The organism is uncultured Friedmanniella sp. (assembly GCF_964244285.1).
GTDB lineage: Bacteria > Actinomycetota > Actinomycetes > Propionibacteriales > Propionibacteriaceae > Microlunatus.
This window is the reverse complement of record NZ_CAXTHT010000008.1, coordinates 18,753-34,849: the sequence shown is the minus strand read 5'-3', so window position 1 is coordinate 34,849 and position 16,097 is coordinate 18,753. Positions and strand designations below refer to the sequence as shown.

General features: G+C 70.6%; 16 protein-coding genes. All 16 read right to left on the bottom strand.

What is annotated here, in order from left to right; genetic code table 11:
- Positions 1-20: 20 nt before the first annotated feature.
- Entirely contained in the window at positions 21-1,445 is a 1,425-nt protein-coding gene (locus ACFE7W_RS16925) for a right-handed parallel beta-helix repeat-containing protein (RefSeq protein ID WP_375425996.1), read from the bottom strand.
- On the bottom strand, positions 1,442-3,643 hold the full coding sequence (locus ACFE7W_RS16920; protein WP_375425995.1) for a hypothetical protein: 2,202 nt from the start codon (positions 3,641-3,643) through the stop codon (positions 1,442-1,444). Before ACFE7W_RS16920 ends, ACFE7W_RS16925 begins: the two co-directional genes overlap by 4 nt.
- Positions 3,643-4,473, bottom strand: a complete 831-nt coding sequence (locus ACFE7W_RS16915) for a hypothetical protein (RefSeq protein ID WP_375425994.1) — start codon at positions 4,471-4,473, stop codon at positions 3,643-3,645. Before ACFE7W_RS16915 ends, ACFE7W_RS16920 begins: the two co-directional genes overlap by 1 nt.
- Positions 4,470-6,935 (bottom strand): tape measure protein, encoded by a 2,466-nt coding sequence (locus ACFE7W_RS16910; RefSeq protein WP_375425993.1) that lies wholly within the window; start codon positions 6,933-6,935, stop codon positions 4,470-4,472. The genes ACFE7W_RS16915 and ACFE7W_RS16910 overlap by 4 nt, the downstream gene beginning before the upstream one ends.
- A 76-nt stretch (positions 6,936-7,011) precedes the next feature.
- On the bottom strand, positions 7,012-7,392 hold the full coding sequence (locus tag ACFE7W_RS16905) for a hypothetical protein (RefSeq protein ID WP_375425992.1): 381 nt from the start codon (positions 7,390-7,392) through the stop codon (positions 7,012-7,014).
- A 23-nt stretch (positions 7,393-7,415) separates the two neighbouring features.
- Positions 7,416-7,757, bottom strand: coding sequence for an HK97 gp10 family phage protein (locus ACFE7W_RS16900; protein ID WP_375425991.1), 342 nt, complete (start codon positions 7,755-7,757; stop codon positions 7,416-7,418).
- 4 nt (positions 7,758-7,761) lie between these two features.
- The gene (locus ACFE7W_RS16895) at positions 7,762-8,202 is read right to left on the bottom strand and encodes a hypothetical protein (RefSeq protein ID WP_375425990.1); all 441 of its coding nucleotides are present in this window, start codon (positions 8,200-8,202) and stop codon (positions 7,762-7,764) included.
- A gap of 2 nt (positions 8,203-8,204) precedes the next feature.
- Positions 8,205-8,600: a hypothetical protein gene (locus tag ACFE7W_RS16890; RefSeq protein ID WP_375425989.1), complete on the bottom strand. Its 396-nt coding sequence runs from the start codon at positions 8,598-8,600 to the stop codon at positions 8,205-8,207.
- A gap of 1 nt (position 8,601) precedes the next feature.
- A complete protein-coding gene (locus ACFE7W_RS16885) occupies positions 8,602-8,973 on the bottom strand; it encodes a hypothetical protein (protein WP_375425988.1) in 372 nt (123 codons plus the stop codon).
- Between the two features lie 14 nt (positions 8,974-8,987).
- The gene (locus ACFE7W_RS16880) at positions 8,988-10,361 is read right to left on the bottom strand and encodes a hypothetical protein (RefSeq protein ID WP_375425987.1); all 1,374 of its coding nucleotides are present in this window, start codon (positions 10,359-10,361) and stop codon (positions 8,988-8,990) included.
- Positions 10,362-10,679: 318 nt separating this feature from the next.
- Positions 10,680-12,014 (bottom strand): hypothetical protein, encoded by a 1,335-nt coding sequence (locus ACFE7W_RS16875; protein ID WP_375425986.1) that lies wholly within the window; start codon positions 12,012-12,014, stop codon positions 10,680-10,682.
- Between the two features lies 1 nt (position 12,015).
- Positions 12,016-12,468, bottom strand: coding sequence for a hypothetical protein (locus ACFE7W_RS16870; protein WP_375425985.1), 453 nt, complete (start codon positions 12,466-12,468; stop codon positions 12,016-12,018).
- A 2-nt stretch (positions 12,469-12,470) separates the two neighbouring features.
- Positions 12,471-13,103, bottom strand: a complete 633-nt coding sequence (locus tag ACFE7W_RS16865; protein ID WP_375425984.1) for an HK97 family phage prohead protease — start codon at positions 13,101-13,103, stop codon at positions 12,471-12,473.
- Positions 13,100-14,320 carry a phage portal protein gene (locus tag ACFE7W_RS16860; RefSeq protein ID WP_375425983.1) on the bottom strand — a complete coding sequence of 407 codons (1,221 nt, stop codon included), beginning with the start codon at positions 14,318-14,320 and terminating at the stop codon, positions 13,100-13,102. Before ACFE7W_RS16860 ends, ACFE7W_RS16865 begins: the two co-directional genes overlap by 4 nt.
- Entirely contained in the window at positions 14,317-14,715 is a 399-nt protein-coding gene (locus tag ACFE7W_RS16855; RefSeq protein ID WP_375425982.1) for a hypothetical protein, read from the bottom strand. The genes ACFE7W_RS16860 and ACFE7W_RS16855 overlap by 4 nt, the downstream gene beginning before the upstream one ends.
- Before the next feature lie 11 nt (positions 14,716-14,726).
- Positions 14,727-16,091 (bottom strand): hypothetical protein, encoded by a 1,365-nt coding sequence (locus ACFE7W_RS16850; protein WP_375425981.1) that lies wholly within the window; start codon positions 16,089-16,091, stop codon positions 14,727-14,729.
- Positions 16,092-16,097: the final 6 nt, after the last annotated feature.

Here is a 16,097-nt window from a genome sequence, read left to right as displayed (position 1 = left end):
TGCGTGCTGCGAGTCGCTCGTCAGGTCCAGGTGTCGGCGACGGCGTTGCCCACCGACTGGTTGGTGGTCGCGTCGCCCTGGCGGTGGGTGTTGCTCGCGGTCGGGACGTCGAAGCCCTTGCCGGCGACGGAACCCTCGGAGTAGTTCCCGCGCCACTGCCCGTAGTCGGTGCCCGTGGCCAGGAACCCGGAGCCCTGGGAACCCATCGCCATGTTGTTGGCGAAGATGACGCCCTTCACCGGAGTCACGCCGTCGAGCATCTTCCCCGAGCGGAACCCGAGCCCGCCGGACGCCTCCGAGTAGTTGTTCACGACCTGCAGGTAGGGGGCCGCCATCTGGAACACCGGCGTTGTCGCGCTGCTGAGGGAGCAGCTGTAGGACCGGTTCCCGTCGACCAGGATCCGGTCGACCGTCCCCGAGGTGGGGGCGTTGCACTTCACCTCGATCGCGTGGACCTGCATCCGTCGCATCGTGTTGCCGCGGATCGTGCCGCGGCGGCCGTCGAAGGTGTCGATCGCGTCCCTTGTGCCGTCCTCGAAGATCGAGTCGAGGATCCGCCAGTCTTCGGAGCTGTAGGCCATCTTCACCATGTCGCCGGCGCCGGTGCTGGTTCCCATGTTGTGGAACCAGCAGCGGTTGATCGTGAGGCTCAGGACGCCCTTGGCGTAGACCCCGCCGCCGTCGAGGGTGGTGTTCTTGAACTCGCAGTGGTCGAACTCGATGAAGCTCCCGATCCCGGTCGCCTCGGAGCTGCCGGCGGCGATCGCGGTCCCGGTGATGTAGTTGACCGCGCCGATCGCGGCGACGATCGCGGCCACCCCGTCGAAGACGCAGTTCTCGAAGCGCCAGTTCTTGAAGTTGGCCGCGGCCGCGGCCTGGAACAGGCTCTTGTTCTTCGCCCCCGAGTAGCCCCGGATCGTCACGTTCCGCACGAGGACGTCGTTCGAGGTCACGGCGAACGCGGCCCCGGCGACGTCGAGGATCGTCTGCGCCGGGCTCAGGCCCTCGATGATCGTGCCCTGACCGATGGTGTTGATCCGGCTGGTCAGGTAGTAGACCCCGGCGCCGAGGAGCATCCGCCGGCCAGCGTTCGCGTTGAATGCGGTGTTGAGGCTGGCGCGGGCGTCGACCACGCCGTCGATCGGGACTGTGTAGGTCCGCTGCACGTCGACGTGCAGGTCCGTCCGACCGATCTTCCCCGACACCAGCGAGCTGATCGCCGCCGACGTCGCCGGGTCGCCTGCGGCGGAGCCGGCGTTGATCGCGGCCTGCGCAGCTGCGGCGACTGCCTGGTCGCGCGCGGTGTTCGCCTGCGCGACGGTGGCCGCGTAGCGCTTCAGTGCGGCGTCGACGGTGTCCCCGACCGGCATCCCCTTCCCGAGGATCGTGGCCGGGTCGCCGCTGTCGTAGATGACGATGCCCTGGTCGGTGGTCCTGGTCGTCACGGGGTGCCTCCTGCGGTGGTGGTCCAGCCGTCGAGCAACGCCTGCCAGCTGGAGGCCGGGTCGCTCACGGTGTAGGTCTGCTCGACCCGGGTGACGCGGCCGGCCAGCGTCATCGTCGGGGCGTCGGAGCCGTAGCCCTGGTCGATGCTGGTGATGACCAGGTCGATCGTCAGGCCGGTCCGGTGGGGGTCGATCAGGGTGACCTTGTCGCCGAGCTCGAGGCGCGGGTCGGCGTCGATCTGGACCGCCGTGATCTGCGGCTGTGGGGCTGCAAGCCGGTCGGTCAGCCAGGCGGCCAGGCCGGCCTGCCGGAGGCCGTCCTGCACCCACCAGCCCGAGTCGTGTTCGTAGCTGGCGATCGCCGCGGTAGCGCCGGTGTCGATAACGGTCGTCTGGTCGGACCAGTCGACGCGGGCCTTCCCGCGCAGGATCGGCATCGAGCGGCCGCGCCACGACTTCGGCAGGTTCGGCGCGTCGTTGAGGGTCTTCGTGGCCACCGTGCGCCCGGACGGCAGCGTGCCGGCGTCCTGGGTCAGCTTGTAGACCTGACCGACTCGGACCAGGGTCGCGTTGTACTGGGCGTTCGATGCCCAGTCCTGGTCAGAGTCGGCGGCGGTGCCGACCAGGATCGCGGAGTACCACGACCCGAGGATGATGTCCGAGCCCGTCGTGGTGTTGAGAACCCGGTGCAGGTCGTCGACCATCAGCCAGTCGGTGTCGGCAGGCGGCTCGAGCCAGCTCACCAGCTCCTGCCCGGCGGCGAGGGTCTCGTCGTTGCTCTGCCACAGCAGGACACCGGGGTAGTTGAACCGGGAGATGGCCGGCTCGCGCCGCTTGATCGTGATCTGCGACCGGACGCGGGAGTAGTCGTCGACCCACGACATGCCGTCGATCGTCAGGTCGGTCGTCTTCGTGGTGATCGCCGCGCGCCGCTCGAGGCTGCCCTGCTCCTGCCACCGGAGACGGCCGAGGGAGTCGATCCACATCGAGGCGCCGACCGCGGCCGCCTGCTCGGTGAGGAGGTCGAGCGCGGTGTCGCCGTTCAGGGCGGGCATCGCCTGCAGCCACGGGATCGACGTGACCTTCATGATCGCCGTGGGGGTGGTGTGGACGCTGGTCCACGGCACCGGCTGGTTGTTCTCGACCAGCACGCCGCCCATCGCGCCCGGGCCCTGCAGCAGGCAGCGGGTGGCCGTCCAGCCGGAGAAGGTGGCGTTCGTGCTCGACGCGGTGATCGTCCGGTCGTCGGCGGTCATCAGGGTCACGGTGAGGGTCGTGCCGGCCAGCGTGACCCGGACCGCGGCCTTCTCGACCCCGGCCCGGTCGATGGTATTCACGAGGTCCTGGCCCGGGGTGCGGAACCCGATCCGAAGCGTGTCGTCCGCGGCGTGCTGCATCGCGACGCCGACGCCGTTGTCGTCGACCAGGGCCACGGTCTGAGAGTCGCCGAGCGCCTGGTCGGTCAGCGACACGGTGAGCTCGGGCAGCTCGGCCGGACTGGTCAGCTGCCAGTCGGCGTTCACGTCCCACGCCGCGAGGCCCCAGCTGGTGGCCTTCCAGTTCGGCGCGCCGGTCCCGGGGTCGGTCCATGTGTCTGCGCGGTTGCAGCTGCCGCGCTCGGGCCACAGCGACCCCATGCACGGCGCGGAGAGGCGGGTCCGGGTCGTCATGGGGGAAGTGGCGTAGAAGCCGGCCGCGCGGGCGCAGAGGTCGGTCACGTAGGTCCCGGTCAGCCCGACCCGCCGGTAGACCGACCCGTCGATCACCGGTGGCATTGAGGCGAGGAGCGCGTCCTCGAAGACCTTCGCCGACAACCGGTCCACGTAGTCGATCACCGCGGACGAGACGGTTGGGTCGTCGAGGCCACCTGTGGTCGAGTCGACCAGGCCAGTGATCTGCCGCCACCACTGGCCGAGGCCGTCGCCGACCTCGAGCGCGATCGACGACCCGGTCACCGGCGGCCACGTCGACCCGGCAGACCGGAGGAACGGGTGAGGGATCGTCGCCGCGACGACCTCCTGCTGCGGCCAGTCGACCGACCCGTCAGCGACAGCCGAGGATGCGCCGTCGAGGGCGGGGAGCTCGGCCGTCATCTGGGCCTTGACCGACAGGCTGTCGACGTCGCGGGCTTGGCCGTTGAGGATCGCTCGAGCGGTGACCGCCCTGACCGGGTTGTTCGGCCACGCGCCGGCGCGCATCAGCCGACCTCGTAGACAGTGAACGTGACCTCGGCGAGCCGCTTCCCTGACGCGGCCAGGACAGCCTGCTCGATCGACTCCGTCAAGCTCGGGATAATGACCTGAGCGGCGCCGCCTCCGGGCCCGTACTCGACGAGCTCCGACGTCCAGGTGACCGCCGGCTGCGCGATGATCGACGCCCCGTCGATCCGGATCGACACGGCGGCCGCGTTCCCCGGAGGGGTCAAGGTCAGCGACGCCCTGGTCAACGTCGACTCCCCTGACACCGCAGCCGAGACCGAGGGAACGCCGATGATCGCGCCGGCCGAGTCGAGGAACACCGCAGTCACAGTCCCGGCGACCGGAGCGGCGAGGTAGGCCGAGATCGTCACCGGCTGGTCAGGCACCACGGGCGCCGGCGCGACGTAGACGAGGGCGCCGTCAGGGTTGGCCACTGCGGTCGGCGCGTACCCGCCGCCAGTGAGCGGCTGCCGGCCCGCCGGAACAAGGGCGGGGATGATGTCGACCAGCCCCGCCGCAGCCGGGGTGAGCAGGTTCGTCACCCGGGACCAGACGTCGACCCACACGTAGGGCGGGTCCGTCTCCATCAACAGCCCGTGCAGGACCGCGGCCTCGGACGGCTTGAGGTGCGGGAGCGTGACGTCCCACTGCCGCAGCGGCGCGCGGCGCGCCGACAGGTACGCACGACGCTGGCCAGCTGCCGACGTCTTGTACGTCGCCGCCCGCTCGACCGACCTGGTCAGCTTGCCCTTGATCCCCGGCAGCGGCAGCAGCGCGCCCGGGTGGCCGATCCAGTAGCCGGCCGGCCGGTCGACGTAGTAGTTCGTCATCGCCGACCCCCTCGGGCCTTGGCGTACTGGTCGGCACGCCGCACCAGAGCGTGCTCGCCGCGCGGGTCCATCACCTTGAACTGGCGAGCGATGACGGCGCCGATCTTCTCCGCATCCGCGTCGGACAGCCCGCTCAGGGCCCCGCTCCCGGCCTGGGAGGTAGCGGAGGTGTCCGCGGTAGCGGTGGCCGCTGCGAGGGGCGCGACGGTCCCCGGGCGGGCCCTGACGATCGCCGTCCGGATCTGCGCCGCCTCGGTGAGGGCGTCCGCGCCGCGAGCCACCTCCTGCCGGGACTGCCGCATACCCTGAGCGAGCGCCGACCCGATCGCCAGCCCCGAGTACAGCGTCCAGCCCTTCCCGGAGAACGGGCCCCGCTTGGCCGGGCTGTGGGGGAAGAAATCCCGGATCGCCGAGACCGCGTCCTTCGCAGCACCGATCGCGCTCGAGATCCCGTTCCGGATGCCCTGCGCCAGGCCGTCGATCATCGCCTTACCGGAGCTCACGAGGATCCCGCCGAGGTTCGAGAGGGCCGACTTGATCTTGCCCGGGATGCCCTTGACCGTGGTCAGGACCGAGGCCGCCTTCGTCTTCACCGTCGAGACGATCGCCGACCACGCCGACGACACCGCGGACTTGATCCCGTTCCACACCGCCGACGTCGCCGACTTGATCAGCGACCACGCGGCCACGATCACCGACTTCACGATCGAGATGGCGCCGATGACGACGGCCTTGATCGCCGCCCACACCCCGCCGAAGATGTTCTTCATCCCGGTCCAGACCTGCGACCAGTTGCCGGAGATGATCCCGGTCACGACCTGGATAACGCCCTGCACGATCTGCATCGCGGCCCGCACGACAGCGGCGATCGTCTTGAACACGGTCACCACCACCGGCAGCAGCGCCGAGATCACAGCCGACAGCACGCTGACCACGACCGAGATGACCGGGCCCAGAGCCGCGAACAGCTGCGAGACCGCTCCGATGATCCCGGCCAGCCCGGGCAGCAGCGACTGCACCAGCTGCGCGATCACCGGGACCAGAGCGCCGAGGATCGTCGAGACCAGAGGGGCGAGCGCCGCAACGAGGGTGCCGACGACGCCAGCGACAGCAGTGAACAGGGCGGACAGCGGCGGCAGGAGCGTCGTCACCAGCGAGGAGATCACCGGGACGACCTGCGTGGCGATCAGCGTCCCGAGCTGGGTCAGGAGCGGCACCACCGCGGCCAGCGCCGTCGACAGGATCCCGCCGACCGCAGTAGCGAGCTGGAGGAACGCGGCGGCCACGACCGGCATGACGGGAGCCAGCGCGGACAGCAGGACCGACACCGGTGACAGCGACGGCGCGAGCCCGACGAACGCCTGCACCAGCTGGGCGATGACCGGGCCGAGCACAGTGAACGCCTGCCCGAGCGCGGGCCCCAGAGCGGCCAGGATCGGCTTCACTGACGCCACCACCCCGGCCAGGGCTGGCCCGACCGCGGCGCCGATCCCGGACAGGGCCGGGCCGAGCACTGGCCCGATCTGGCCCGCGATCGACTTCACGGTCGACAGCACCGGTGACAGCCCCGCCTTGATCTTCGGCGCGACCCGCTTCCCGAAGTCGAGCCCCTTCGCGATCCCGTCCCCCAGCCCGGCGAGGGCGGGCCCAGCGACCGACGCGAGGCCGTTGAGGGCCCCGGTGATCTCCGGCTTGAGGTTGGTGATGATCTTCGCCAGACCGCCCGTCAGGACGGCCTCGAGGTTGCCGACCGCCCCCTCGATCGTGGTCGTCGACGTCGCCGCCTTCTTCGCGACGTCGGTCAGCCCCAGCCCCAGAACCGCGTCGTTGAACTCCTTCGCCGTGATCTGCCCCTTGGCCATCGCTTCGCGGAAGTTGCCGGTGTAGGCCCCGGCCGTCTTGAGGGCCGACTGGATCTTGCCCGAGGCGCCCGGGATCGCGTCGGACAGCTGGTTGAAGTTCTCCGTCGTCAGCTTCCCTTGGCCCGCGGTCTGGGTGAGGACCATGCCGACCGACTTGAACGTCTGCGCGTTGCCGCCCGCGACGGCGTTGAGGTTGCCTGCCGCCTCGGCGAGCTTGTCGTAGTTCGGGACGCTGTTGGCCGCCAGCTGCGCGGTCACGTTCTGAATGTCGCCGAGGGAGTAGACCGTCTGGTCGGCGTACTTCTGGGTGGTCGCGGTCAGCTTGGAGATCACGCTGTCGTCGAGGCCGGCGAAGCTCAGGGTGCTCTTGAACTTGTCCGTCGCGTCGCTCGCGGTGACCGCCTGGCCGACGTAGCCCTTGAGGGCCCCACCGACCGCCTTCACCCCGTCGAGAGCAGCCCCAGCGACGAACGAGCCCTTGAACACCGCCCCCGCGCCGGCGACCTTGGACGCGAACCCGGAGACCTCCGACGAGCCGCTCTTGAGCGCGCGGCCCAGACTCGACACGTCACCGACGACGTCGACCTCGATCTTCGGCACTAGTCACCCCTTCCGGGCTGCTCGGTTGCTCTCGGTGATCCAGACCTGCTGCTCACTCCAGGTCAGGCGGTCCCACTCAGACGGCTGAATCCCCATCGACCGGCAGATCCGGGCCCGGTTCTCCTCGTACTGCTGCTCCTCGTCCGTCAGCGACCACGCCGCCGACCTCGACGCCGCCAGCAGCACCGTCAGGAAACGTGGCCCCCTCGGCGCCGGGCTTGTCGGCGAACGTGGCCTGCAGCTTGGCCTCCAACTCCGAGAGGCCGAGGTCGAGCAGGTTCTCGATGTCCGCCTCACCGTGCGTGCGGCGGTGCTCCTCGTTCAGCACGACGACGATCGCCATCACGGCGTCGGTCATCACGTCCTGGGTGTCGCGGCCGAACCGGGCCGAGTACTCGATCCACCGCCGGGCTGGGACCCTCTTGATCTGCTCGGCGACCTTGTCCTGAACCGACATGCGTTCCTCCTGGGGTGGTGGTGTCAGAGCCGGCTGATCAGCCGGTCGATCTCTGCGGTGACGAGCCGGCCGGCTTCGTCGGTGGGCAGCTCGGCGGCCCGCTCGACGTAGTGCAGGGCGGGGACGTGCGAGCTGCCGTAGTTCTGGATGGGCGCGTAGACGAGGTCCGAGCCGACCTGCACCTTGGCGTTGCCGGCCGTGGCCACCCACGAAGCGGCGAGCGCCCCGGTCCGGCGAGGGGACGCGTCGGCCAGCGCCTCCCGGACCGGGTCACCGGCAGCGGACAGATCGAGCCGCTCAGCGTCAGCCGCGAGTCGGCTGAGCTGGCGCGCGACCTCATCCGCGCCGGTGACCCTGACGTCCACCGGATCAGGAGACGGCGAGCGCGATGTCGGTCGACGCGACCAGCTCAACCTCGAACTCGGCGCCTTCGTTCGTCGTGCGCGCCTCGTTCCGAACCTCCGGCTTGCCGCCGGTGTTCACCGTGCCGGAGAAGATCGGCTTCCCGGCCGCGGCGACCGAGTTGCCCTTCGGCGCCAGCTTGAAGTCGACCTCGGCGCCCGGGTTGCTCCAGAGGTACATCCAGAGGCTGGCCGTGTCGAACGAGACGATCGCGGTGAGGTGGAGGGTGTACTCCTTGACCGCGCCGGCGGCGGCCTCGAAGAACGTCAGGTCGGAGTCGTCGCGGTCGTCGGAGGTGATCTCCCACTCCTTGACGTCGTCGCCGGCGGTGGTGAACGCCGCCGCGGTGCCGTTCTTGAGGGACAGGAACAGCCCCTCCTTGCCCTTCAGCCTGGTCGAGGTGCTCATGGTCAGTTGGTCCCTTCGGGGGTGGTGATGCGGACGTTTGCGGTGATGCGGACCCGGCACACCGGGGGGTTGCCGGGCAGGTTGGTCGCACGGAACGGGGCCGACGCGTCCAGGAAGGTCCAGCGGTCATCGATCGCGAGGAGAAGGTCCTGCACGCCCCGGTTGACCGCTGTGGTCATCGCGTCCCGCTGCGCCGCCCGGAACAGCAGGAACAGCTCGAGGCTGACGACCAACTCGTCCGGCCGGAGCAACTCGGCCGGTGTCAGGTACGGGTTGCCGCACCCGATCACGACGGCCGGGGCCTTCACGCCCTGGTCAAGGTGCTCGGTGACGAGGAAACCCCCGCCCTCAAGGTCGTCGACCAGCTCGGCCCGGACCACTGTCAGCGACTCGGTCACGTCAGGTGGTCCGGTACCCGTCGAGCTGGGTGGGCGCCCCGAACACGAAGCGGCCCGACTGTGATCCCACGCCGAGGAGCCGGGCGATGTCCGGGTCCTCGAACAGGATCGACAGCGGGTCGCCCGTCGGCGAGGTGATGATCCCGAGGGGAGCGTCCTTCCTCTGGTAGAGCCGCCAGGCGAGCATCGCGGTCCCGAGCTTGACGGCCGGCGAGGGGACGAACCCCTCGCCGGACCAGTCAAGATCGGAGCGGGCCTCCTCGACGTACGCCGAGGCCGCCGCGGTCGCGTTGACGAGAGGAACGTCCGTCGCGGACACCCCGTCCACGTCAGCGTGAGCCGCGACGAACGCCGCGTCGATCCAGGAGACCATCGGTCAGCCGCCGATCAGGGGATCAGCAGCTTGGCGAACGCGCCGGCCCGGAGCGTGCCGAAGGCGCAGTAGCCGCCGTAGGCCAGCTCGACGCCGAGGAGCCGGGGCTCGACCGCGGTGAGGAACCCGATCTTCTGCTCGTAGAACTCGGTCTTCTCCTTGACGCCGATGATCACCGTCTTCGCGGGGAAGCTCGGGACGACGATCCGGGGCAGGTCCATCACGACGCCCTCGAACGACGTCGGCGAGCTGGTGCCCACCCTGTCGTCGGACCGGAGCATCAGCTTCTGCGCGTCGACCGCGACACCCATCCGCTGCCACTGGTCCAGCGAGCACCAGATGGCGTTGGGCAGGCGGCCCGAACCGGCGTAGGCGAGCGCGGCGGCCGCGTACAGCGGGGCCGCCCAGCCCTTCGGGTCCTCGGTGGCCGCGTTCGGCACGGTCGCGGTCACCGCGGCGGCGAACGCCGTGGCGGCGGCCGTCTCGGTGTCGATCGCGTACTCGTCCTGCAGGTCGGCCAGCAGCGCGTCCCACGCCGAGGGCGAGGACCAGTCCATCACCTGGCGGGCGACGTCGATCACGCCGCCGTGGGTCTCCTTCGTGAAGTCGACCCCGCCGACGACCAGCTGCCGGCTGGTCAGCTCGGTCTTCTCCGCGGTCTGCTTGGCGACCTGGGTGTGCTGGGTGATGATCGGCCGGGTGAACGTCTTCCCGGCGATCCCGGCCATGTCCTTCGCCCCGATGGAGGAGACGAACGGGCGGGATGCGTCGATGTCGGAGTCGACCTGGCCGATGATCGGCTTGGGCAGCAGTCCCGGGATGTTCGACGTGGTCTCGTTCGAGACGGCGCGCGCGACGTAGTCCTCGGGTGCGCCGGGGTAGATGACGCCGGCGCCCTGCAGCCGCTCGCGGGCCGCGTCGCGCATCTGGTCGGTGACGGTGATCTTCGTGCCGTCCGCCGAGAAGGTGCCGCGCTCCTGCGAGATGATGTCGACGATGATCTCGCCGCGAGTCCGGTACTCGTGCTTGCGCTGCTCGGTCCGTGCCCCGGCCGGCGTCGCGGTGCCGCCCTGGCCGCCGGCGGGGGCGGTGGGCCGGTAGCTGTCGGCGCCGCGCTGGTCGGCGGCGCGGAGGTCCTCGAACTCCTGCAGCGGCTTGATCTGCGCGTCGAGCTCGGCGATGCGGGACTTCTGCCGACCCAGCGACTCGTTCTCGGTGGACGACAGGTCGCCGCCGCGGGTCTCGACCTCGCCGAGGGTCCGCTCGACGAACTCGATGCACGCCTGACGCTCCTGCCGGAGCCGGTCGAGGGTGAGGGAGGCGCCGAGGATGGCGCGGATGGGGCTGCCGTTCTTCCGGTAGCCGATGATCTTCGGGCTCGTGCCCATGGTGGTTCCTCTCGGGGATGACTGGTCAGGTGTCCCCGGGTGGTGGCCTCGTGACCGCACGTGGTGCCCTCTCGGGTCCGGCGTGACAGTCGGCGGTGCTCCGGCGCCGGTGTACGGGCCCAGAGTAACGCACAGAGCCACGATCTGAGCCTGACGCACACTCGGAGGCTCGGACATGCCGCAGCCCCTCAGGCGTGGCTCTGAGGGGCTGCGGTGAGATGCCGCGACCGGGCAGGTACCCCTACCCCGGAAGGATGGGGATCGTGGGGGTCCTTCGCGGAGGAGGTCAGACCAGCGTTGACCCGAGACGCGGCAGGATCAGGCGGCGACTCGATGCCGCAGCCCCCATGCGGGCGGGAGAGGACCCCCCGCCACCGGTGGCGCTGTGAGGAAGGGGACCATGATCTGGTCGCGGACGAGATAGCCGGCGGTGGTCATGTGCGGTTCGGTCGGGGACGCCGACTGCCATAGGCCGGTCTCGCTCCGGCCGTTGTGCAGCAGGCTGTTGTAGTCGACCCGGGTCAGCGCGATCTTGGCCGGCGGTGTCACGGCCTGCATCGCCGCCCAGAACCGGGCGGCGTCGGCGTTGGCCGGGTCGAGGCGGGAGAACCCGAACAGGATCACCCGGTAGCCGGCCTGGGGGCCGGCGGCGATGGCGGTGAGGATGTCGCCGATCCACGTCTGCTGCTGGGCCTGGTCGGACGCCCCGCCGTTCCCGCCGAGCGCGAGGGCCCACGTTCCCGGGTCGAACCCCTCCGCACGCCATGCGGCGACCTGCTCAACGCCGGTGGGGTGGACGCCGTTGTCGAAGTTGATCGTCCGGGAGGTGAGCCCGTTCACCCGGACGCGGGCCGCGGTCCAGCCCTGGCCGTTCGCGACGATGCGGGCCTCGACGACGCCGTTCGGGCCGCCGCCCGACCCGGAGCGGTCGGTGGTCGAGTCGCCGATGAACCCGAGCGCCTGGGCGCCGGTCTCGAACGTCTCCGCCCCCGAGCTGGCTGCGGGGATGTCGCCGAGGTAGTCGAACGCCTGGTTGCTCACCCGGTAGGACAGGATCCGGATGTCGGTGGTGCCGGTCGCGTTCCGTTTCCCGACGATCGCGCCGTTCGTGGACACCGCGCCGGCGTTCGCGGTCCCGTCCGACAGCCCGGAAGCGATGACCGCGCCGTCTGTGAGGCGGATCAGCTGCGCCTTCACGCTGCCGGTCGTCGTCGACGTGCCCTTGATAATCGCCTGCTGGAGGCGGTAGGGCACGTCGAGGGCGAGCTGCGGGGAGACCCATCCGGTGATGCTCGAGCTGGCATTCGCGTCGCGCAGGCCGAGGAGCCGAGTGGTCGTGATCAGCGCCGAGGAGAGGACCGCGCCGGACCCCGCGAGGTCGGCGATCTCGACCGAGCTCGTCGGCGCGGTGTGGAGGATGAAGTCGGTGGTCAGCTGGCCGTAGGGGCTGGTCGAGTCGGCCGCGAACGTCTCACGCCAGTAGGACGCGACACCAGCGGCGGGGTTGAACTGGCCGGCCGTGTCCGCCGGGGTCAGCCCGTCAGCGACGTAGGTGGGCTGGGTGCCGTTGAGGGTGACCGCGGCCGGGGTGGGGACCGCGGCCGCGGCGACTCCGCCCCTGAACGAGCGGTCTACCGGTGCGGCGAGGGGCACGTCAGGCCGCCCGGAGCCACACGATGACGACGAGGTCAGACCCGGGCGTGCTGCTGCCGACCTGGTCCACGTCGACGGTCAGGTAGTCCCCGTCAGCGAACGTCACCGCTCCGGACGCCGCCCCCTGCCGGGCCCCGGTCGCGACCGCGGGCCGGTTGGCCTGCGTCGTAAAGATCGTCGACGCCGCTCCGCTCCCGGAGCCCCTGTTCACGTCGACCAGCACCGACGAACCCGCCGGAGCCGTCCCGACGCCCAGCGAGACGCCGTCCAGCAGCCAGGCGCCGCGGATCGGGATCTGCACGGCTCCCGCGCCGACCGCGAGCACCCCGGGCACGCTGTAGACCAACGACACCCGAGCTTTGCGAGCTTCGACGGCCACGACGTGCGCGGCCTGCTGCGTGAGCACGTTCTGCTGAATCAGGGTGTTCAGCCCCGCCCAATCCGGCTCGGCCACCGTCAGATCCCTTCCGTGGTGCGGACGCTGGTCAGGTAGTCCTGCCAGCGGTGCAGGCTCGGCGTGGACTGAGCCTCAGGCTGGGAGCGGACCTTCGTGGTCACCGCGTCGGCGTAGGCCGGGGTCGGCGTCAGCGACGTCTCCAGCAGCCGAGCCTCAACGCGGCGGACGTGCAGCACGTCGTCGTCGTCCCACACGAACTGGGATCCAGCCTCGCCCGACTTCGGCTGGAAGCCGACCGACATGAAGCCAAGCGAGCCACTCTCGGCCTTCTCGGCTGCCCTCCGGGCAGAGTCGTCGTCATCGAGGAGCCACACCCCGTCGAGACCGGCCTTCGTGTCCTGCCACTCCTCGTTCACGCCGATGATCGAGTCGAGCTGCCGAGAATCGTGGAACAGCAGCAGCGGGAGCCCCTTCGCGGACTCCTTGATCGACTTGGTGAACACCCCGGGAGCCATCGACTCCTTGTACCAACCGAGGTCGATCTCGACGTCGTAGGGAACCGCGCGGCCGAGGAGCCGGCGCCGCTTCTCGTCGAGGTCCCTGACCTCCATCGCGACCCGGGGGACGATCCCGACGCGGCCCTGCCGCAGCTCGGCCTCAATCCGTGCGTGGTCCTGCTCGGTGATGCTCATGCCTGGTCCTGTCCGGGCTCGTCGCCCTGGTCGTTGCTCTGCTCGTCATCGGCCGGGTCGGTGTCGTCTGCCGCCGGCGGCGCAGCTGCCGCCGATGTCTCGGGCTCGGGGACGTCCGGGTCAGACCCGAGATAGACCCGGGCTTCCTCATACGTGACCAGCCCTGCGGCGCGTCCGGCTGCCATCGTCGCGATCGACGTCTGCAGGTCGTCGCGGGTCAGCTGGAGCCGGTTGAACCGGACCGTCCGCCCGCGCGGGAGCCACGCCTGCGACCAGGCGTCCTCGAACAGCCGCAGCATCGGCTCGAGCGTGATCCGCAGCAGCGCAAGCCACATCGGGCCCGGGCTCTTGTAGGTGAGCGTCCCGGACGGGGCGCCCAGCCAGTAGCCGTCGAGCCCGGTCAGGTTCGCGACGTCCTGCAGGGTCATCTTCCGGGCCTCGATCAGCTGCTGGTCCGACGCCGACCACGTCAGCGGGATCACCTGCGTCCCGTTCGGGAGGATCGCGGGCCGCCGGCGAGGGCCGCCCAGCTTCGCCTCCCACGCGTCGGCCGCGTCGTCAGCGTCCTTCTGGTCGAGGTTCTTGTTCGGCGCGATCACCGCGACCGAGGGGACCGAGCCGCCCCGGAGGTTCTGCCGCTCGGTCTCCTCCTCGAGCCCGGCCCGGTCCAACGTGCGGAGGTGCTGCTCGACGATCCCGACACCGCGACCCTGAGCGCCCGGCTGGTGGCCGCGGCGGACGTGGACGACGTCCTCGCGGCGCACGTCGACGCCGTTCAACTGGTAGCCGACGATCTCGCCGACCCCGTCCTGCAAGATCGACCACTGGTGAGCCGGCCGCCACCGCGTCGCCGCCGGCTGGCCCTCCGCGTCGCGGACGGTCACCAGGTGGCAGGCGTTCCCCGACAGAAGCCAGTCCGTGACGTGCTGCTGAATGAACCACGTCGACCCCGGCGTGGTCAGGTCCGGCTGCTCGAGGAGCCGCGGACGCCGAGCCATCGGCTTCACACCCCGATAGCAGTCGAGGTCCATCAGCCCGATCAGCTGGTGGACGTGCAACGCCTTCGCCACCGAGGGGATGCTCGCGGCGGACGTCTCGTCCCAGACCTGACGAGTGAGCGTGCGCGGCTCCGTGGGGGGAGGCCACAGCTGCGACGTGACGCTGCGCGACTGGACCGACTCCCCTCGGGCCCGCGCGCGCTCCTCGATCCAGGTCACGCGACCGGGTCAACCTTCGTCAGGCCAGCGCCGGCCGCGAGCAGCTCGAACTGCTCGATCGACAGCGTGATCTTCCCGTCCTTCGGCTTCACCGTCAGCGTCGGCGCCGACCCGTCCTCGGCGGCCGGGTGCTGCCACTCCTGCTCGCCAGGCACCGGCTCCGCGCCAAGCCAGCCCCGCGACTCCGCGACCGTCAGCGTCCGGCCGCGGTCGTCGGGGTTGTCCGACAGGACCGTGCTGCCGTCCTCTACCGCGACCGGGAACCACCGTCCCGTGAACCCGTCCTCGACGGCCGTGTCGACCACGGCAGCCTCCTCGACCACCACCGCGGCGTCACCGGAGGTCGTCGGGTCCGTCTTCGTCTCGTCGCCCTTGCGAGCCGGCTTCGTCACCATCAGCGTTCCCTTCATCGGATCTTGAACGGCCCGAGCTGCACGCCCGGGTGGTCATGTGCCCACACCGCCAGCGAGGCCGCGTGGAGAGGCGGAGTCGCATCCCACACCCACCCGCCGCCCGACTTCGGCTTCCGGGTCGTCGACGTCCGAACCGACTCGTCGAGCGACGGCTGCGCGCGGTGCGCCCAGCGGAGCGACGTGATCCCGGTCTTGAACCGCTGGCACGCCGCGGTGTAGTCGGGCCCGGCGACCAGCAGAACCCGGTCAGCGAGATCCGGGTCCTGGCGTAGCGCGTCGGCGATGTCCCGGCCCGGGCCAGTCGACCGGAACGCGACCGCGCCGACCTCGTTCGCCTCCAGGACAGCGCGGACGTACGGCCCGACCCACGCCGTGCCCTCGCCGACCTCCAGGACCTCGATCGCCCCCGAGCCCGCCGCAAGGACGGCCGCCTCCATCCCGTCATCGTCGACGTGCACCCCGAGCCCGAGCAGACCGTCCGGCTCCCGCTCCGTCGCCGCATCCGCCCACGCATGCGCCGGGATCCCCTGAGCCACGCCACTCCCCAGTGCCGGAAGGTTGCCGTACGCCCGCAGGAACTCGCTCCGGCCCAGCGCCTTCAACTCGTCGACCAACCACTGCCGGTCGAGCACCACCCCGAACGAAGGATGGTTCGCGGCCACCACGTCGACGAGCCGTACGTCCTCCAGCTCACGGACCGGGACCCCGTCGACGGCCTCCGGGACCGACCACATGAAGCAAGCCACGCCCTGATCGACACCCTCGAGGACCGCCTGCTGGCCCTGCTCGATCAGCTCGTCGAGCCACGTCGACCGGGCGTCGCCGCGCGCCGACAGGATCCACTCCTGCGCGTTCTGCCCGGCCATCGTCGGCCGGTACGCCTGCGTCAGACCCCGCGCCTCCTCAAGCCCCAGCCGCCACGCCTCGTCGACAGCGACCATCGCCGACTCCTCGCCGTGCATCGCCTCATCGTTTGGGACGAACGGCTTCAGGAACGACCCGGTCTCCAGCCAGCGGAGCTCCTCGGTCCCGTTCCCCTCCAGGAGCTTCACCCGGGGCCGGCCCCCGCGCTTCCGAGCATCGCGGTCCAGCTGCAGCTTCAGCGGCCGCGCCACATCGAAGAACCGGGCGCGCGCCTTGTCGCGGGTCTGCGCCGTCATCCACACCTTCCGCATCGGCCCCGGCTGCGCACACCGGTGCGCCATCACCGGCTGCAGCAGAACCGTCTTCCCAGCACGACGCGGCAGGACCAGCACGACCCGCCGGTAGGCCCACTCGCCCGACTCGGTCACCTCGAGCGCGACGTCGGCGACGTGCTGCTGCCACGGCATCAGCGGCCGGCCCAGCTTCGCAGCCATCGCCCC